The sequence below is a fragment of the Paraburkholderia sp. DD10 genome (assembly GCF_049177125.1).
GTDB lineage: Bacteria > Pseudomonadota > Gammaproteobacteria > Burkholderiales > Burkholderiaceae > Paraburkholderia > Paraburkholderia terricola.
The window spans coordinates 2429282-2448089 of sequence record NZ_CP185392.1 but is presented as its reverse complement, the minus strand read 5'-3'; the positions used below and the strand labels follow the sequence as shown (position 1 = coordinate 2448089).

At 64.9% G+C, this 18808-nt stretch carries 17 protein-coding genes; 9 read left to right on the top strand and 8 right to left on the bottom strand.

All coding sequences use genetic code 11. The annotated features are described in order from the left end of the window. The first annotated feature begins 116 nt into the window (after positions 1–116). Positions 117–440, top strand: a complete 324-nt coding sequence (locus ACOCG7_RS11165; protein WP_073427482.1) for a hypothetical protein — start codon at positions 117–119, stop codon at positions 438–440. Between the two features lie 111 nt (positions 441–551). Continuing rightward, positions 552–1988 carry an alpha,alpha-trehalose-phosphate synthase (UDP-forming) gene (gene otsA / locus ACOCG7_RS11160; RefSeq protein ID WP_083081075.1) on the top strand — a complete coding sequence of 479 codons (1437 nt, stop codon included), beginning with the start codon at positions 552–554 and terminating at the stop codon, positions 1986–1988. Here the strand turns inward: otsA and ACOCG7_RS11155 are convergent. Beyond that, entirely contained in the window at positions 1955–3253 is a 1299-nt protein-coding gene (locus ACOCG7_RS11155; protein ID WP_073427404.1) for an L-fuconate dehydratase, read from the bottom strand. The two genes, otsA and ACOCG7_RS11155, sit on opposite strands and share 34 nt — an antisense overlap. Positions 3254–3455: 202 nt before the next feature. On the opposite strand from ACOCG7_RS11155, the gene ACOCG7_RS11150 reads away from it, so the two are divergent. The 5 genes from ACOCG7_RS11150 (at position 3456) to ACOCG7_RS11130 (ending at position 9064) form a co-directional block, all read left to right on the top strand. Further along, the gene (locus ACOCG7_RS11150) at positions 3456–4166 is read left to right on the top strand and encodes a GntR family transcriptional regulator (protein WP_073427405.1); all 711 of its coding nucleotides are present in this window, start codon (positions 3456–3458) and stop codon (positions 4164–4166) included. Between the two features lie 121 nt (positions 4167–4287). After that, positions 4288–5769 (top strand): extracellular solute-binding protein, encoded by a 1482-nt coding sequence (locus tag ACOCG7_RS11145; RefSeq protein ID WP_073427406.1) that lies wholly within the window; start codon positions 4288–4290, stop codon positions 5767–5769. A gap of 3 nt (positions 5770–5772) precedes the next feature. Continuing rightward, the gene (locus ACOCG7_RS11140; protein ID WP_073427407.1) at positions 5773–6927 is read left to right on the top strand and encodes a carbohydrate ABC transporter permease; all 1155 of its coding nucleotides are present in this window, start codon (positions 5773–5775) and stop codon (positions 6925–6927) included. Further along, positions 6924–7955 carry a carbohydrate ABC transporter permease gene (locus ACOCG7_RS11135; RefSeq protein ID WP_073427408.1) on the top strand — a complete coding sequence of 344 codons (1032 nt, stop codon included), beginning with the start codon at positions 6924–6926 and terminating at the stop codon, positions 7953–7955. The genes ACOCG7_RS11140 and ACOCG7_RS11135 overlap by 4 nt, the downstream gene beginning before the upstream one ends. 5 nt (positions 7956–7960) lie before the next feature. Next, positions 7961–9064, top strand: coding sequence for an ABC transporter ATP-binding protein (locus ACOCG7_RS11130; protein ID WP_073427483.1), 1104 nt, complete (start codon positions 7961–7963; stop codon positions 9062–9064). A gap of 64 nt (positions 9065–9128) precedes the next feature. On the opposite strand, the gene gph is transcribed toward ACOCG7_RS11130, so the two are convergent. Together gph and ACOCG7_RS11120 are read right to left on the bottom strand one after the other, a co-directional pair. After that, complete coding sequence (gph, locus tag ACOCG7_RS11125; protein ID WP_421375485.1) at positions 9129–9872, bottom strand: phosphoglycolate phosphatase; 744 nt, start codon at positions 9870–9872, stop codon at positions 9129–9131. Positions 9873–9998: 126 nt separating this feature from the next. After that, the gene (locus ACOCG7_RS11120; RefSeq protein ID WP_073427410.1) at positions 9999–10763 is read right to left on the bottom strand and encodes an HAD family hydrolase; all 765 of its coding nucleotides are present in this window, start codon (positions 10761–10763) and stop codon (positions 9999–10001) included. Positions 10764–11128: 365 nt separating this feature from the next. Here ACOCG7_RS11120 and ACOCG7_RS11115 point away from each other — a divergent pair, with 365 nt between their 5' ends. Next, the gene (locus ACOCG7_RS11115) at positions 11129–12280 is read left to right on the top strand and encodes a beta-propeller fold lactonase family protein (protein ID WP_073427411.1); all 1152 of its coding nucleotides are present in this window, start codon (positions 11129–11131) and stop codon (positions 12278–12280) included. A gap of 50 nt (positions 12281–12330) precedes the next feature. Here the strand turns inward: ACOCG7_RS11115 and ACOCG7_RS11110 are convergent, their stop codons facing one another. Continuing rightward, the gene (locus ACOCG7_RS11110) at positions 12331–14667 is read right to left on the bottom strand and encodes a TonB-dependent receptor (RefSeq protein WP_073427412.1); all 2337 of its coding nucleotides are present in this window, start codon (positions 14665–14667) and stop codon (positions 12331–12333) included. 215 nt (positions 14668–14882) lie between these two features. On the opposite strand from ACOCG7_RS11110, the gene ACOCG7_RS11105 reads away from it, so the two are divergent. Then, positions 14883–15920, top strand: a complete 1038-nt coding sequence (locus tag ACOCG7_RS11105; protein WP_073427413.1) for a histidine kinase — start codon at positions 14883–14885, stop codon at positions 15918–15920. Here the strand turns inward: ACOCG7_RS11105 and ACOCG7_RS11100 are convergent. From ACOCG7_RS11100 to pqqC, 4 genes are read right to left on the bottom strand one after another with little or no spacing between them, the layout of a single operon-like run. Then, complete coding sequence (locus ACOCG7_RS11100) at positions 15881–16552, bottom strand: response regulator (protein ID WP_073427414.1); 672 nt, start codon at positions 16550–16552, stop codon at positions 15881–15883. The genes ACOCG7_RS11105 and ACOCG7_RS11100 overlap by 40 nt on opposite strands. After that, positions 16549–17772 carry a pyrroloquinoline quinone biosynthesis protein PqqE gene (gene pqqE, locus ACOCG7_RS11095; protein WP_114164305.1) on the bottom strand — a complete coding sequence of 408 codons (1224 nt, stop codon included), beginning with the start codon at positions 17770–17772 and terminating at the stop codon, positions 16549–16551. The genes ACOCG7_RS11100 and pqqE overlap by 4 nt, the downstream gene beginning before the upstream one ends. Positions 17773–17776: 4 nt before the next feature. Continuing rightward, positions 17777–18067: a pyrroloquinoline quinone biosynthesis peptide chaperone PqqD gene (gene pqqD, locus ACOCG7_RS11090; protein WP_073427416.1), complete on the bottom strand. Its 291-nt coding sequence runs from the start codon at positions 18065–18067 to the stop codon at positions 17777–17779. Continuing rightward, entirely contained in the window at positions 18064–18804 is a 741-nt protein-coding gene (pqqC, locus tag ACOCG7_RS11085; RefSeq protein ID WP_073427417.1) for a pyrroloquinoline-quinone synthase PqqC, read from the bottom strand. Before pqqC ends, pqqD begins: the two co-directional genes overlap by 4 nt. Between the last annotated feature and the right edge of the window lie 4 nt (positions 18805–18808).

The window sequence follows — 18808 nt, the reverse complement described above, 5'->3', positions numbered from 1 at the left end:
TGCGAGCCGTCGGCGAATTGAAGGGTAAGGCGTTTAGGCCTCGCAGGCCCATTGCCGGCCCATCGTCGGTCCAAATGGGGCTAAACTCGAAACGGGATAAATTCCCGGAGCAAATCATGATCAATGCCGACCCCAAAAGTACTTTTCGCGGCCTCCCCTTGACTCCCGAGCAAGACGCCGAAGTCAGGCATTACATAAAGAAAAAGAAGCAGCATGGGGCGCCGTGGGACACACCGGAACTGGCCGCCATGCTTCGAGACATGCTGGAGCCGCCGGGCGACGAAGACGAGGACGAAACACTCGATACCACCGTCGATGAAGCGTTGGCCGCCACCGAACGCGCGACGGCTTCCATCGACGAGTCGATGGACCCGATCGAAGCGAGCGAGGAACGACATGCCGCGATGGAAACCGAGGGCATGAAGGGCCCCAAGCGTTGAACCCGAGGCCGCATTGGCGAGTCGTAGCAGACCAGTCAGCATGATCGACCGACGGCGCGCCCTCGCTTGCGGGCGGCGGGTGCCATTTGAACCCAACAACATAAGGACCTCATGAGTCGACTAGTCGTCGTTTCGAATCGCACCGCCGATCCGCGCAAGCCCGCGGCCGGCGGCCTTGCCGTAGCGGTACGGGAGAGCCTGCAACAAACGGGCGGACTCTGGTTCGGCTGGAGCGGCAAGATTCACGAAGCGGCGGACGTCGCGACAACGGGGCAGGGCGACGTTCATGTTCAAACGGCCGGCAACGTCACGCTTGCCACGCTCGATCTGAGCCGCGAAGACCACGACACGTATTACCTCGGTTACGCCAACGACGTGTTGTGGCCGGTGTTTCACTACCGGCTCGACCTCGCGAATTTCGACACGCGCTTCGCCGCGGGCTATCGCAGGGTCAACCAGTTGTTCGCGCGGAAGTTGTTGCCGCTCCTGAAACCGGACGACCTGATCTGGGTTCACGACTATCAGTTGATCCCGCTCGCGGCCGAGTTGCGCGCGATGGGATGCACCAACCGTATCGGCTTTTTCCTGCATATCCCGATGCCGCCGCCGCTGATCATGGCCGCGATTCCCGAGCACGAATGGCTGATGCGTTCGCTGTTTGCCTACGATCTGGTGGGTTTCCAGAGCGAAGCGGACCTCACGCATTTTTCTCACTACGTCGAATCGGAAGCGCAAGCGCAACGGTTGAGTCCCGATCGCCTGCGGGCGTTCGGCCGAACGCTGCGGGTCGGCGCGTACCCCATCGGCATCGACGTCGACGACTTCATTCGTCTCGCCGATTCGAAGGAAGGGCGCGACATGTTCGCGCGCATGCGCGAGGAGTACTCGCGGCGTCGTCTGCTGGTGGGCGTCGACCGCCTGGATTATTCGAAGGGCTTGCCGCAACGCGTTCATGCTTTCCGCGAACTGCTGACCTTCTACCCGGAAAACCGCGACAGCGCCACGCTGATCCAGATCGCTTCGCCGAGCCGCGAGGACGTCGGCGCGTACGACGATCTGCGGCGTCAAATGGACAGCCTGTGCGGCGCGATCAATGGCGACTTCGGCGAACTGGACTGGATGCCGGTGCGCTACATTCATCGCAACGTGGCCCGCAAGCGTCTGCCGGGCCTTTATCGCGCGAGTCGCGTGGCGCTCGTCACGCCGTTGCGGGACGGCATGAATCTGGTCGCGAAAGAGTTCATCGCCGCGCAAGACGCCGCCGATCCCGGCATGCTCGTGCTCTCGCGCTTTGCCGGCGCCGCGGAGCAATTGAAGGAAGCGCTGCTGGTCAATCCGTACGACACGCAAGGCACGGCGCAGGCCATTCAGCGCGCGCTAACCATGTCGCTCGACGAGCGGATCAACCGGCATGAAGCCCTGCTTCGGCGAATCCGCAAGTTCGACGTGCACTGGTGGAGTTCGACGTTTCTGCGGGCGCTGGAAGATTGCGAGTCGCAGGAAGAGGGACAAGATCAGACCCGCCACGCGGCGCCCTGCGGAAAGTGAAACTGTTCGAGCGACTCGGCTCGCATCTCGATGCTGTAGCCGGGTTGTTGCGGCGGCATATAGCGTCCGTTGCGAATCACGACGGGATCGACAAAGTGCTCGTGCAGATGGTCCACGTATTCGAGCACGCGATTCTCGAGCGACGCCGACACGCAGATGTAGTCGAACAGCGAGATGTGCTGCACGTACTCGCATAGTCCGACGCCACCCGCGTGCGGACAGACCGGCACGCCGAACTTCGCCGCCATCAGCAACACCACGAGCACCTCGTTGAGCCCGCCCAGCCGGCAACTGTCCACCTGGCAAAAATCGATCGCCTGTGCCTGCAATAGCTGCTTGAACATCACGCGGTTATGGCAGTGCTCGCCGGTCGCCACGCCGATCGGCGCGACGCGGCGGCGGATCGCCGCGTGGCCGAGGATATCGTCGGGGCTCGTCGGTTCTTCGATCCACCACGGGTCGAACTCCGCGAGACGGCGCATGTTGGCGATCGCTTCGTCGACTTCCCATACCTGGTTCGCGTCCATCATCAGCTTGCGATCCGCGCCGATTTCGTCGCGCAGAATGCGCGCGCGCCGCACGTCCTCGTCGAGATTGCCGCCCACCTTCTGCTTGAAATGCGTCCATCCCTGCGCGACGCCTTCGCGAGCGAGGCGGCGGATTTTCTCGTCGTCGTAACCGAGCCAGCCCGCCGACGTGGTGTAAGCCGGATAGCCGTGCGCGAGCATCTGCGCTTCGCGCTCGCCCCTGGTGGCCGCATGGCGGCGCAGGATCGCCAGCGCTTCGTGCGGCGTGAGCGCGTCGGTCACATAGCGGAAATCGAGGCACCGCACCAGCGCCTCGGGGCTCATGTCCACCAGAAGCTTCCACACCGGTTTGCGTTCCGTTTTGGCCCACAAGTCCCACACGGCGTTCACGACCGCGGCGGTCGCGAGATGAATCGCGCCTTTGTCCGGGCCGATCCAGCGCAATTGACTATCGGACGTGAAGGCGCGCCAGAACGAACCCATGTCCGCGACGATCGCTTCGAGTGTCTTGCCGACGACGAGCGGCGCCAGCGCGTTCACCGCGGTCACGCAAATTTCATTGCCGCGGCCGATAGTGAAGGTGAGGCCGTGCCCCGCGAACTGTTCCGGCGAATCGGTTTCGAGCACGACGTAGGCAGCCGAATAATCGGGCGCGGCATTCATCGCGTCGGAGCCGTCGAGCGAGCGGGAGGTCGGGAAACGAATATCCCTAACGGACAGATTCGTGATCGTGGTCATCTCAACGCCCCCAAAAAAGGTGACGGGTGCGATAGCCTGGACGGCATGCGAGACCTTGGCGGCGCAGCGCCGCCGACATGCCGATGACCAGGGTGCATACCAGGTTATACCAAGCGTTAGCACGCGTTGACAGCACCGGTTTCGGCTCCTAGCATGCTAGCATGTTAGTCACAAATCACGACCTCCGTGAGCCTTTCGATCCATGAAGTCAGCGGCTGCCGACCCCTATGGCGCACTGCAAAAACTGCAGGGTGGGGAGCGCAGCAGCTTGACCGATGCAGTGGCGGCGGCATTGCGCGAGGCTATCGTCACGCTGGCTTTGGAGCCGGGAATGATGATCGACAAGCAGGCGATCTGCGAACGAATGGGCGTGTCGCGTTTTCCGGTTTCGGCGGCGCTCGCCAGGCTGGCAACCGCCGGTCTCGTCGAGGTATTGCCGCAGCGCGGCACGCGCGTGAAGCCGATCGTGATTCACGATATTCGCCAGCATCTGTTCATTCGCAGCGCGCTCGAAGTCGAAGCCGTGCGCGGCCTCGCGTCCACCTGTTCCGAGGCAACGCTCGCGGCGCTCGCCGCCAACCTGGAGAAGCAGCGCGAGGCGGTGACCGGCGGCTTGCGCCATGAATTTCACCTGCTCGACCTGGCGTTCCACGAGATTCTGCTCGACGCCATCGACCTGCCGCGCGTCAAGGAAATCGTCGCCACGTCGCGCGGCGCGCTCGATCGCGCGCGCCAGTTGCTGGGAAGCCCCGAACGTCAGATTCAAACGCTCGCGGAGCATGTGCGCATCTTCGAAGCCATCGCGGCGCGCGACGCCGAAGCGGCGGCCCGCGCGATGCACGGTCATCTGGATCAAGTGGTGGCGGAGTTGCAGCGCTTTGCCGGCGAACGCCCCGGTTTGTTCGAGGCGTAAGCCGGGCCCTTGCGCGGATTTCGCAGAGCCCACCGGAGCGCCGCGGTCCGCACGCGCCGGGGTGTGCGGTTAGTCGGACCTTGGCCGTGGCGTAGTCAACTCGGTATGGAGGAGACGAAAAATGAAATGCATCAAACGTGCAAGCGTGGCCGTGGCTTTCGCGGTCGCGGGGTTCATGGCGGCAGGGCATGCGCTCGCCGCCGGGGAATTCCAGGGCGTCACCGTCAACGTCATGACGTTCGTGGGGCCGCAAATCGCGGAACCGCTGCAACGCCGCGCGCCTGAGTTCGAAAAGCTCACGGGCGCCAAGATCAACATTCTGACCGTGCCGTTCTCCGACCTGTATCAGAAGCTGCTGACCGACTGGGCCTCCGGTACGAACTCGGTGAACGCCGCGGTATTCGCGCCGCAGTGGATGGTCGACTACACGAAGGGCGGTTTCCTCGAAGACCTGTCCGCGCGCGTCGCTCGCGATTCGGCATTGCAGGAAGACGACGTCATGCCGTTCTTCCGCGATTTTTCGCAGCGCTTCAACGGCAAGACCTATCTGATCGCGCTCGACGGCGACTTCCAGATGGTCTACTACCGCACCGACATTCTCAAACAACTCGGCAAACAGCCGCCGAAAACGTGGGACGAGTACCTCGACATCGCGAAGGCGGCGAACGGCAAGGTATTCGGCGGCGACGGCAAACCGGTGGCGGGCTCCTGCATTTCGAAGAAGCGCAACGCGCAGGCGTACTGGGCGATCATCTCGATCGCGGGCGGCTACATTCAGTCGAAAGGCACGGCGCAAGGGGCGTTCTTCGATCCGCGCGACTTCAAGCCGCTCGTCAACAACGACGCATTCAAGGCCGCGCTCAACGTCTATAAGCAATCGACGCAATACGGGCCGCCGAACGAAATCAATCTCGACGTCGGCGACACGCGCAGCGCGTTCATTTCCGGCCACTGCGCGCTGACGCTCGACTGGGGCGACATCGGCGTGCTGGCGATCGACCCGAAGCAGTCGAAGGTGATCGACAAGGTCGGCGCGGTCATGCTGCCGGGCTCGACGAAGGTATTGAACCGTGACACCGGCAAGCTCGTGGCGTGCGACAAGAACACCTGCCCGTATGCGGTGGAGGGCGTGAACCACGCGCCGTTTGCGGCATTCGGCGGCTGGTCCGGCGGCATCAACGCGAAAGCGAGCCCCAAGGTGAAGGACGCCGCCTACGCGTTTCTCTCGTACATGAGCCAGCCCGCGCAAGCCAATGTGGATGTGACGATCGGCGCGACCGGCTTCAATCCGTATCGCCGTTCGCAGTTCACGGATATGTCGATCTGGAAGAAGTCGGGCATGAGCGACGCGGCGGCGGCCTCTTATCTCGGCGCGATCAAGGCCAGCCTGCAAAGCCCGAACATGGTCATCGATCTGCGTATTCCGCAGAATCAGCGCTATGAGCAAGTGGTGCTGGACACGGCGGTGGCGCGTTTTCTCGCGGGCGAACTCGACGCCGACGCCACCATGAAGGCGATCCAGACAGGCTGGGACGAAATCACCGACGACGCCGGCAAGGACGCCCAACTGAAAGCCTACAAGGCGTCGATCGGCGCCCATTGACTCATGCAATCCTCGTCGCGCGTTTCGTCATCGGCTGCATCGCGACGCGGGTCGCGCAGGTCGGTCGCGGCCAACTGGCTCGACCGCCAGGCGCCTTATGTATTCGTGCTGCCGGCCGTGCTGCTGATTCTCGGCTTTTCGATCTTCCCGCTCGTCACGTCCGCGTATCTGTCGTTGATGCGCTTCGCGCTCGGCGAGGGCGGCTACGAACTGAAGTTCGTCGGCATGCGCAACTACGTGAGGCTGTTTAGCGGCAGCCAGCAGTTTCACTTCGTCGGCGTATTCAGGCCGCCGGGCGTCATCAGCATCGCGGTAATGGCCGCCGCCGCGCTGGCGATCGGCTGGTGGCTGGTCCGCTATCTGCGCGGCGGGCAGCGCTCGGTGATCGGCGGCATTGGCCGGCTGATCGCCGCGGCGTCGCTGCTGGCCGTCGTGTGGCTTGCCGCCAATACCACTGGCGACGGCGGCGCGCTGGGCAGTTTGATGGTGACGCTCTTTTACGTGGTGTTCGGCGTGGCGCTGCAATTCCTGCTCGGCCTCGGCCTCGCCTACCTGTGCACGCTGCCGCTCAAGGGCGGCCGGTTTTTCCGCATCCTGTTCTTTCTGCCGCTGATGGTGACGCCCGTCGGCATCGCCTACATGTTCCGCATGATGGCCGACACCGCGGTCGGCCCGCTCGCGCCGCTCTGGGCATGGCTCGGCCTCGGGCAGATCGCGTGGGCGGCGGACCCGTGGCTCGCGCGCATCGTGGTCGTGATCGGCGATACGTGGCAGTGGGTGCCGTTCATGTTTCTCGTGTTGCTGGCCGCGCTGGAAGGCACGTCGCGCGATCAGATCGAGGCCGCGCAACTCGACGGCGCGTCGAGCTGGCGCATCTTTCGCGACGTGATCTGGCCGTCGATCGCGCCGGTCGCCGCGAGCGCGGTGCTGATTCGCCTGATCGAGGCGTTCAAGGTGGTGGACCTGCCGAACGTGCTGACCAACGGCGGCCCCGGCATCGCGACGGAATCGATGACGTTGCACGCTTTCATCGAGTGGCGCACGCTGAATCTCGGCAGCGCGTCGGCGGTCGCCTACATGTTGTTCTTCGTGTCGACGATCGCGTGCGTGTCGTTCTTTCAACTCGTCGTGCGGCGCGCGCGGGGGCGGCAATCATGATCAAGCGCCTGTTCGTGCCCACCAGGCTCGATGAAATCCCGATCGGCACGCGGGTGATCGCCTATGGCCTGCTGGGTCTATGGACGCTGGTCGTATTGTTTCCGTTGTACTGGATGGCGATCACGTCGTTCAAGCTGCCCATCGACGTCTCCAACGGGCCGGCCTACGTGCCGTTCGTCGACTTCAAGCCGAGTCTCGATGCGTGGCATTACATCTTTGTCGATCTCGGGCCGGACACGTATCGTCCGTACATGAACTCGCTCGTCATCGCCACGCTTTCCACGGTCGCCGCGGTGTTTCTCGGCTCGATGGCGGCTTACGCGCTCGCGCGCATCGAGTACAAACCGCCGGTGGCGGCGGTGGGGCTCGCCGTTCTCATGCTGGCGCTGGTGGTGGCCGCCGTCGGCTGGGGCGGGGTGGACCTGCGTATCGCGGTGGCCGTGTGCGGCGCGCTGTTCTTCCTGCTGCTGCGCCCGATTGTCCGGCGCGCAAGGCGTCATCTCGCCAACGACGACATCATCTTCTGGATGATCTCGCAACGCATTCTGCCGCCGGTCGTCACGGTGATTCCGATCTACCTGACCTTCAAGAGCGCGGGCCTGCTCGACACGCGCACCGCGTTGATCATCACGTACGCAACGGCGAATCTGCCGATCGTCGTCTGGCTGATGTTCGATTTTTTCGCCAGCGTGCCGAAGGAAATCGAGGAGAGCGCGCAGATCGACGGCGCGACGCGCTTCGCCATTCTGTTCGGCATCGTGGTGCCGCTCGTCGCGCCGGGCATCGTGGCGACCGGCCTGCTGGTGCTGATTCTTTCGTGGAACGAGTACCTGTTCGCACTTTTCCTCTCGACGGCCAACGCGCAGACGCTGCCGCTTCTCGTCGCCGCGCAGAACGCCACGCGCGGGCCGCAATGGTGGAACATGTCGGTGCTGATCCTGATCATGATCCTGCCGGTGATGCTGCTCACGCTCACGCTGCAGCGCTTTATCGTCAAAGGCATTCTCGTGGGGGCCGTGAAAGGATGAACGATATGCAGACGCAGGCGTCACGCTCGCCACAACACGCGAACCCGGCGGGGCAGCATTCGAAAAGCGTCTCGCTGCGCAACGTCAGCAAGTTTTTCGGCGACACGCGCGTGCTGCACGACTTGTCGCTCGACGTGCGCGCCGGCGAGTTTCTGGTCTTGCTCGGCGAGTCCGGCTGCGGCAAGACGACGGCGCTGCGCATCGTCGCGGGACTCGAATCGGCGAGCGAGGGGAGCATTTACGTCGGCGAGAACGACGTGTCGCAGCAATTGCCGCGAGATCGCGACGTCGCGATGGTGTTTCAGTCCTACGCGCTGTATCCGCATAAGACGGTGTTCGAGAACATCGCGTATCCGCTGATCGTGCGAAAGCGCGCGAAGGCCGAGATCGACGCGGCCGTGCGCGAAGTCGCGGCGAGCGTGCATCTCGAACCGCAGCTCGACCGCTATCCGCGCCAGCTCTCGGGCGGGCAGCGCCAGCGCGTGGCGCTCGCGCGCGCCATTGTGCGCCGCCCGGCGGCGTTTCTGATGGACGAACCGTTGTCGAATCTCGATGCGAAACTGCGCGGCCATATGCGCGCCGAACTGAAGCACATGCAGCACGAACTCGGCGTCACCACGATCTACGTCACGCATGACCAGATCGAGGCGATGACGCTGGCACACCGTGTCGCGCTGATCGACAAGGGCGTGCTGCAACAACTGGACGCCCCGGCGCGGATCTATTCGGACCCGGCCAATCTGTTCGTGGCGGGTTTCATCGGCTCGCCGCCGATGAACTTCTTGCGCGGCACGCTGGCGAACAACCGCTTCGAGTCGGAAGGGCTCGCCATCGCGGCGGACGTGAACCATCAGGGGGAGGCGGTGCTCGGCGTGCGCGCGGAAGACTGCGCGCTCGTCGCCGCGGGCGAGGGCGAGTTCCGTGGCCGCATCTATTCGGTCGAGTTGATCGGCGACCATTCGCTCGTCACGGTCAACGTGGGCGAGCAACAGGTCGTCGTGAAGGTGTCGAACATGTTTGCCGGCGAAATCGGCACCGAGGTCGGCTTGCGCGCGAACCGCGAGCGGGTTTATTTCTTCGACCAGGCTTCGGGCAAGCGTATCCGCTAGCGATGACTTGCGGTTGCTCGCGCGCGTCACGCCGGAAAGCGCTTCTTTAACGCTGGCTAGCGGGCTACGTCGCGTTGGCCGAGTCCGGCAACGGCAACGGCAACGGCGATGCGATCGCGTCCGTCTTTGCCTCCACGCTTCGGCCGGCAAGCAGCGCGGGCGCTTCTTCCAGCGAATCGATCAAGCCATCGCATGCGAGCGCCCCGACACCCTGCGCACCCGCATATCCGTAGCGCACGATGAACACCGGCAGAGCCGCCGCCCGCGCGGCCGCGACATCGACAGGCGAATCGCCGATCAGCACGCCGCCTTCGGGCTCGACGCCGAGCAGCCGGCAGGCGTGCCACAGCGGTTCGGGTGCGGGCTTCATCTGCGCGATCGAGTCGCCCGCGACGAGCGCATCCAGATAGCCGGCGAGGCCGGTCATCTCCAGCAGCGGCGCAGCGAGCGCTTCCGGCTTGTTGGTGACGCACGCGAGCCGGTAGCCGCGTTGCCGCAATGCGCGGAGCCCGGCTGCCACGCCGGGGAAAACGTCGCCGTGCCGTCCGTTGGTGTCGGCGTAGTGCCGATGGAATACCGCAAGCGCCCGCTCGATGGCGACTCGCTGATCCAACGCGGCCGCTTCGAGCGAACGCCGAACCAGGTTGGGCACGCCCTTGCCGATAAACCCGACGACCGTCGCGAACGGCAACGGCGCGGTGCCGAGTTCGCCGAGCATGCGGCTGACGGCCTCGACGATGTCCGGCGCGGTGTCGATCATCGTGCCGTCCAGATCGACCAGCACGGCCTTGCGTTGCAGGTTCGTCATCGCTATGCGCCTCGCGGTGAATGGAGCGTGTTCGATGCCTGAGCAGCGGTCGGCGCAAGGAAAGAAACGTCGCGGCTCGCTGGCATGCCGAGCGGCATGTACGGCAGCGGAGGTCTCGGACTCATCTCACGCCGCCTCGGACACGGCGTGACGATGCCAGCGTCGCAACGTGGCGAGGTCGACCCAGCCCGGCGTTTCATCCGGCGCGAGATGCGGAATCGGCGCATGCGGGTCGCCCAGATGAGGCAGCACGGTCAGCGCCCCGTCGAAGCATTCATGCGACGTGTATTCGCTCGGCGTCACCACGGTGGGGACGCCCGCGGCGCGCGCGGCGGTGAGGCCGTTGACGGAGTCCTCGAACGCGATACAGTCCGCGCCCTTCAGACCAAGGCGCCGCAGCACGTCGAAATAGACATCGGGCGAGGGCTTCTTCACCCGCGTGGTGCCGGCGTCGCCAATCGCGGCAAAGCGCGCGCGCCAGTCCGTTCCCAGGGGCGCGCGCAGCAGCGCGTCCAGGTTGGCCGACGTGGTGGTCGTCGCGATCGCCAGCGGGATGCCGGCCGTGCCGGCCTCGTCGATCAGGCGCGCAATGCCCGGCCGCAGCGGCACCGCGCCGTCGCGTACCCGCTCGGCGTAATGGCGCGTCTTGATCGCGTGCACGGCGTCGATCACTTCCCTCACCCTGGCGCCGTCGGCTTCCTCCAGGTCGGCGACGCGCCAGTAGTGCATCAGGCGCTCCTTGCCGCCCGCCACGCGCAGAAGCCGCGTATAGAGCGCCTTGTCCCAGTACCAGCCGAGACCCACCTCCGCGAACGCCGCATTGAATGCCTGCAGATGAACGGTTTCGGTATCGGCGAGCGTGCCGTCCACGTCGAAGATGAGCGCTTGCATGGTTCAGTCCTTGTCCGGCGACCGCGCAGCGATGACACTGCCCGGCCGATCACGCGAGGAAGAAAGCGAGGGGCGAGGGCCGGCGCAGCGGTGTGCCATGCCGAGCGCGCCGCTGCGTCAGTCCGTTGAAACACGCACCACGATAGCGGAGCCGAATGCCGATTTGAATTCAGAGATTCTTTGAACTCCGATAACTCATGCTTTGGGTGGACGCGCGCGGCGCTTTTCGCGGGGTCGCCGCCCGCGTCGCGTCAATTCGGGAAATTCTCCCGCCCTTGTCCGTTGTCAAACGATCCCACAATGGGCTACTTTGCCTGGATGACGCGGGCTTTCGCGGCGCAGCGCTTTCACCACGGAGCACAACAATGCTGGAGACACGGTTTGCCATCACAACGCCACGACGCCGTTCGCTCGTTCTCATCGCCGCGCTCGCGGCCGCGAGCATCGCGCATGCCGCGCCGCTCGCCTATGTGACGAGCGAGAAGGCGGGCGTCGGCGTGATCGATCTGGACCAGATGACGCTGACCCGAACCTTTCCGGTAGGCGCGGACGGCCCGCGCGGGCTGAGCCTGAACGCGGACGGCACACGGCTTCTGGTGGCCAACAAGAACACCGGCGATCTGGCGGTGATCGACACGGCCTCGGGCGAGGTGGTGCGGCGCGTGAAGATCGGCAAAAATCCCGAGTTCGTCCGCGTGCACAACGGCTATGCGTACGTGACCTATGAGCCGGGCGAAGAGGGCGGCCCGCCGGCAGGCGGGAAGCCGGCCGACAAGGCGGGTGAAAAGCCCGCCGAAAAGCCCGCCGACAAATCGGCCGGCACGCCAGGCGAAAAGCCGTCAGGCAAGCCCGCCGCCGACGACGACGACGACGCCAACAAGCCGCCCGCGCAAATCGCGATCATCGATATGAAGACATGGCGCATGGTGCGCTCGGTGACGAGCGGCCACGAAACCGAGGGCATCGAGTTTTCGCGCGACGGCAAGACGATACTCGTCACCAACGAAGGCGACGATACGGTATCGGTGTACCACGCCCGCACCGGCGCGCCGATCAAGACCGTGAAGCTCGCCGCGGGCGGGCGTCCGCGCGGCATCCGTTTGTCGCCTGACGGCAAGGACTACGTGGTCACGCTGGAATCGCTGAGCAAGCTGGTGGTGATCGATGCGCGCACGCTGAAGGTGATCAAGACGGTCGATACGAAGCTTGGGCCTTACGGCGTGGCGTTCGGCCCCGAGGGCAAGCGGCTCTTCGTCGCCGCGTCGCGCGACAAGACCTTGCAGGTTTTCGACGGGCACAGCTACGAGCATGTGGCCGACGTGCCGGTCGGCCAGCGCTGCTGGCATTTCAGCTTCACGCCCGACGGCGCGAAACTGCTGCTGGCGTGCGGCCGTTCGGATTCGGTCTATGTGCTCGATGCGCAGAGCTACCAGCCGATCAAGCAGATCGGCGAGTTGCCTCTGGCATGGGGTATCGTCACCTATCCGCATGGCGACGGCTCGATCGAATCGAAATGAGCGAGCGCTAATCCTGCAATGAGCGTCCGGCGGACGCTCATTTCTCAGCGCTATTTCCACGCATACCGCAAACCCATCCACACGCCGCGCGGCGCGCCCGGCCCGACGAACTGCTCGTTGACCGCGCTCGCGCCGTCGAACGTATGGTTCGGTCCGTTGAAGAAATTTTCGCCGAGCGTGCCGAAGCTCGCATAGCGCTTGTCGAGCAGGTTCGTGATGCTCGCGAAAACCTGCAACTGTTTGGTCACCTGGTAAGACGTGTCCAAATCGATCAGCAGGTAGCCCGCGATCTTGCCGTTCACATCCTGATTGTTCTCGTCGCCCTGCGCATAGATGCCGCCGCGCCAGGTCAGGTTCGCGCCGACGTTCCATTTGGACGTGGCCGCGTAGTCGAGTTGCAGCTTGATCGTGTTCGCGGGAATGCCCGGAATGTGATTGCCGGACTTGACCGTGATGTTGCCGTTCGCGTCCGCGCTGGAATTGCTCGGGCTGTGTTCGGTCCACGTCGACCGGTAGGTCGCATCGACGTAGCTGTAGCTCGCGGTAACGGCGAGCGGCCCGAACTTGCTGTGCCCCGAAAGCTCGGCCCCTTGCCGGCGCGTGCGGCCCACGTTCTGAAAAAATCCCTCGGTACTCGACGCGCCGTTGCTGCTGATGAACTGGATATCGTTGTCGAGCGTGGTGCTGTAGACGGCGGCGCTCCAGGTCGTCGCCTGGCCCACGCGCCCTCGCGCGCCGATCTCGAAGGTCCTGGAGATCACCGGTTCGAGCGACGGGTCCGACACGAAGTCGTTCGGCAGCGAGCAGGGCGCGGCCGGATCGGCGCAGGCCAGTTCGATGGCGGTGGGCGAGCGCATGCCTTCGTTGTAGGTCGCATACGCGGTGAACGCGGAGCTCGGATTCCAGTTGATGCCCACGGCCGGATTGAAGCGCGAAAACGTATGGTGGCCGTTCAGTTGCGGCTGCGTGCCGCTCGAATCGCCGATGGTGGCGTCGGCCCAGTTATAGCGGCCGGCGAGCGTCAGCGACCACTGCCTGGTCAGCGACAACGTATCTTGCAGATAGATCCCATAGTTGCCGTTGTGGGTTTTCGCCGCGGTTTCCTGCGTGAAATCGCCGAGGCCGAGCGTCGCGCGTGAATCGGTGAAGGCGGCCTCTTGCGACGCGGCGACGTAGCGCGAGTTGGCAAGATCGGCCGAGACGCCCGCGACGAACTGGTTTTCCATGCCGCCCAGCTTGCCGAGCAGCGTGAGTTGCAGGCTCGCGCCATAGCTTTCCGTCGTGACCGATGATTTGTCGTTGGTCGCCTGCACGGTGTCGATATTGCCGTCGTCATCCACCGAGCCGAAGCCGCTATTCACGTTGCTGCTAAGGTTGCTGTTGCGGAAGTGCCGGTAATAGAGGTTGCCGCTCAACTCCACGTGATCGTTGAAGTAATGATCGCCCGAAAGCGTCACGTAGCCGACCTCGTTCACGTTCTGGTCGGGGTAGGTATAAGGCTGCTTCGGGTTGCCGAGAAAGGAGCGCGGAATGGTTTGCGCGCCGTGCAGATCGTTGTCCGCGCCGCCGGCGGAGAACGACAGGGTCGTGTCGGCGTCGGTGTAGCGCAGCTTGCCGAACGCCTGGCGCACGCGGCTCGCGTTCTGTTCGGCCCAGCCGTTGTCGTTCGCCACGCTGCCCGTCACGTAGTAGTCCAGGTTGGCGCCGAGGGTGCCGCCCTGTTCGATCTGCGCGGTCTTGCGGCCCCATGAGCCCAACGCCACTTCGGCCTCGCCGCCGGGGCTGGTCTTGCCGTTCTTCGTGCTGATCGAAATGGCGCCGCCGAGCGTATTGAATCCATAGGTGGGATTCGAGCCGGGAATCAGTTGAATCGTATCGATCGCCTGCTGCGGAATCAGGTCCCAGTTCACCACGTCGCCGAACGGCTCGTTCACGCGCACGCCGTCGACGAACACAGAGAGACCCTGCGGCGTGCCGAGCAGCGGCGACGCGGTGAAGCCACGATAGTTGATGTTCACCTGATACGGATTGCCTTGCGCGTCCGCGATATCGACGCTCGGCAGATTCTTCGCGAAGTAATCGGTGAGCGTGCTGCGATGCTGCTGGTCGAGCTCCTGCGCGCGGACCGTCTGCACGTTGGCGGGCACCTGCGAGAGCGGCGTGCCGATGCCGAGAAGCGGCGTGGTGCCCACCACGACCACAGGCGCGAGCGTGACGTCGGCGCTCGCCTGGTCCGGCTTGGCCGCGGCGGCGGAGGCCGCCACGGCAGGCTCCGCCTGCGCCCACGCGGTGACGCTCAGACCGGCGAGCGCGCCGCCGAAACCCAGGGTCAGGCCGATGCGTCGTCGCAAGCGGACCGTGCGGCGCGAATGGAACGGCATGTTCATGATTTGTCTCCTGCCGGGTCGATGCGCTATCGTGATTGGCGTCGCTCATGCGGGCGATGCGTCGGGCACGTAGCGCTTTCTCATGGTGTGGAGAAAAGCTTCGCATACCGGGGCAACGCGGGCCCGGGAGCTTTTCCCGATCTGGCGGGGAAGCGTTCCCAAATGCGTCGCCGGAATCCTCCGCGCGCAAGCGGGCTGCGTAAAATGCAAACGTGATGTCAAACGATCCCTCGAATTCCGATTCCACGCATCGCACGCATCCCACGCGCCGCGCTTCGCCGCATTCGACAGTGGCGCGCGACCTTGCATGGGTGTTCGTCGTGACGGTCGCGGCGGCCGCATGCGGCGCGCTGCTGGATGTCAGCGAACGCGCCTATCGCTGGACGCGCGGCGTGGAACGCTTTCAGCTCGACGAATTGCCGGGCACGCTCTGCGTGCTCTCGGTCGGCCTTGCGTGGTTCGCCTGGCGCCGCTATCGCGAGGCGCGTGGCGAACTGAACCGCCGCCGCGTGCTCGAGGAACAGGCCGAGCGCCTGCTCGCGGAGAACCGTCGTCTCGCCAACCAGGCCCTGCAGGCGCAGGAGTTCGAGCGCCGTCATCTCGCACGCGAACTGCACGACGAACTCGGCCAGTACCTGAACGCCATCGCGCTCGACGCGGCGCGCATCCGCGATCTGTCCGCGGCGCGCGAGCCGGAGATTCATCGCGTGTCGCTCGGTTTGATTCAGAGCGCGAGCCACGTGTACCGCCAGATCGGCGGAATGATCCGGCGTCTGCGGCCCATCGGCCTCGACGAATTCGGCTTGCCGAGCGCGCTCGAACATTGCGTCGACGGCTGGCGCGAGCGTTTGCCGGAGGCCTCGTTCTCGTTGACGATCGAAGGGGATTTCACGGGTTTGAGCGACGCGCTGACCATCACGCTCTATCGGCTCGTGCAGGAAGGGCTCACCAATGTTTCGAAGTTCGCCCGCGGCTCGCGCGTGGAGGTGTTCATGGTGCGCGCGCCACGCGAGAGGCGGCCCGGACAGGAGGATGAGGTGATCGACGAGATCGTCGTGACGATGGCCGACGACGGCCCCGGCGCCGACCTCGCGAAGCCGCGCGGCGGACTCGGGCTGATCGGCATGCGCGAGCGCGTCGAGGCGCTAGGCGGCGAATTTCACGTGGCGAGCAAGCCCGACGGCGGCTTTCTGTTCTGCGCGCGCGTGCCGGCTCAAGCCGGGCTGGCCGACGAGCCCGAGCCGGTGAACTGAAGCCCGAGCCGGCTCGCCATTTGCGCGAGCTGCACGCCGTTGTCGGCGCCGAATTTTTGCCGGATCACCGATTGATGGTTGGCGACGGTCTTCTGGCTCAAGCCCAGTTTCTCGGCGATGCTCGGCAGCGTATAACCCTGCACCAGCAAGCGCAGCACCTCGAATTCACGCGCGGACAATTGCCGCCCCGGCGGCCCTTCGCTGAACGCGGTGCGCAGCGCGAGCGCCTGCGAGATGTCGGGGCTCAGATAGCCCGCGCGCCGCGCGACCGTGCGCACCGCTTCCACCAGCACGTCGGGCGCGCTCGCCTTGGTCACGTAGCCGAGCGCGCCGGCGTCCAGCGCGCGGCGCACGAAAATCGCTTCTTCGTGCACGCTGAAAATCAGCACGCGGGCATCGGGCACGCGGGCGAGCATCCGTCGCATTGCCTCGACGCCGCTCGCGCCCGGCAATGACACGTCCATCACCACCACGTCGGGCCGCAGCGCGCAAAAGCGCTGATAGGCCTGCGCCGCATCCGCCGCTTCTCCGCACACGTGCACGTCGGCATTCAATTCGAGCAGGCGGCGATAACCTTCGCGCACCACCGCGTGATCGTCGACGAGCAGAACGGAGATGCCGCCGGCTGTCATGCGCGGCCTCCGGGACCGCCTTGCTCATCAGGTGCAACGAAGGCGGCGGCCGCGAGCTTGCGCGAGTTCGCGTCGTTGCGAAACAGGATGGGCTGCTCGCGTGGCTCGGGCGCTTCATGTGCTGCGGGCGTCGCCGCGCGCCGCACCACCTTCACCACGGCTTCGTGAAACGGCGACTTGTCGCAGACGGGATCGGCATTGGCCGCGTCGCCGGTGAGCAGGTAGGCCTGGCAGCGGCAGCCGCCCAGATCGTGTTCCTTCTCGTCGCAACTGCGGCAGGGCTCTTTCATCCAGTCGAGGCCGCGAAAGCGCGTGAACGCATCGCTCTCGTACCAGATCTCGCGCAGCGGCGTGTCCTTCACGTTCGGCAGCACGAGGCCGGGCAGGCCGCGCGCGGCGTGGCACGGCAGCGCCGCGCCGTCCGGCGCGACGCCGAGAAACACCGCGCCCCAGCCGTTCATGCAGCGCTTGGGCCGACGCTCGAAATAGTCCGGCACGACGAAGAAGATCTTGCAGCGCTCGCCGTGCGTGCGGCGGTAACGCTCGACCACGGCTTCGGCTTCTTCCAGTTGCTCGCGCGTCGGCATGAGCTGCGCCTGGTTCGTATGCGCCCAGCCGTAATACTGCGTGTTCGCGAGCTCCAGATATTCGGCGCCCATCGCGAGTGCCATGTCGATGATCTTATCGACGTGCGGCAGGTTGTAGCGATGCAGCACGCAGTTGAGCACCATCGGAAAGCCATGCCGTTTGATCGACGTGGCCACGCGCTGTTTCAGATCGAAGGTGCGCGTGCTGCTCAGGAAATCGTTCAGTTCCTGCGTCGAATCCTGGAACGATAACTGGATGTGATCGAGCCCGGCCGCCTTCAGGTCGCCGAGCCGTTTGTCGGTGAGACCGATGCCGGAGGTGATCAGGTTCGTATAGAAGCCGAGCTTGCGCGCTTCTTCCACCAGCACTTCGAGATCGTCGCGCATGAGCGGTTCGCCGCCCGAAAAACCGAGTTGCGCGGCGCCGAGCGCGCGCGCCTCGCGCAGCACGCCGAGCCATTGCTCGGTGCTCAGTTCGCGGCTGTGGTCCGTATAGTCGACCGGGTTGTAGCAGAACGCGCAATGCAGCGGACAACGGTACGTGAGTTCCGCGAGCAGCCACAGCGGCGGCGCGACGCCGCCTCCGGCGGCATGCGCCTCGGCATCGGTAACGGGTTGCGAGAGATCGGTCATGACGCTATCCCAGCCAGCCGCGTGCCCGCGCGTCGGCGATGAAGGCGCGCACTTCGGGACCGAGCCCGCTGGTGTTGAACGCCTGTTCCAGATCGGCGATGAGCGCGTCGACGTCGCGCGTGCCGTCGCAGCGCTTGAGGATTTCCGCCGCGCTCTGATTGAGCTTCACCATGCCCTCGGGATAGAGCAGCACATGAGCGTTCTGCGCCGGTTCCCATTGCAGGCGAAACAGCTTGTTGATCGTCGGTCGATCGGCGGTTGGCATGGCGCCGCCGGCGCCTGGCGCGTCGTTCATTGGGGGAAAGCCTTTTCGATCGAATCCAGCATCGTCCACAGAATGTCGAGCTTGAACTGCAGGATATCCAGCGCGCGGTCCTGCTGCTCGCGCCGCGTGAAATGATTCAGCGTGACTTCGAGTCCGTGCAGCACGTCGCGCTGCGCGAGCGTGATGCGCGAGCGGAAATAGGCGAGGCCGGCGGACTCGATCCACGGATAGTGTTCGGGCCAACCCGCGAGCCGGTCGCGGTGAATCTGCGGCGCGAACATCTCGGTGAGCGACGAACACACCGCTTCCTGCCACGGCGCGCGGCGCGCGAAATTCACATAAGCATCGACGGCGAAGCGCACGCCGGGTGTCACCATTTTCTGCGACCACAGATCGTCGCGCGAGAGACCGACCGCGTCGGCCAGGCGCGCCCACGTTTCGATGCCGCCTTCCTGGTCGCCATAACCGTCGTGATCGAGAATGCGCTGCACCCAGCGGCGGCGCGTGTCGCGATCGGGGCAGTTCGACAGCACCGCCGCATCCTTCAGCGGAATATTGATCTGATAGTAGAAGCGGTTCGCGACCCAGCCGCGAATCTGTTCGCGCGAGCAGCCGCCGCTATTCATCTTCACATTGAACGGATGATGGATGTGATAGGCCGTGCCTTTGGCGCGCAACCGCGCCTCGAATTCCTCGCGGGTCCACGCCGGTTGGTTCGCGTCTGTCGCGCTGGACGGCGCCGTGCCGAAGGTGTCGTTCGCGTTCATGCCT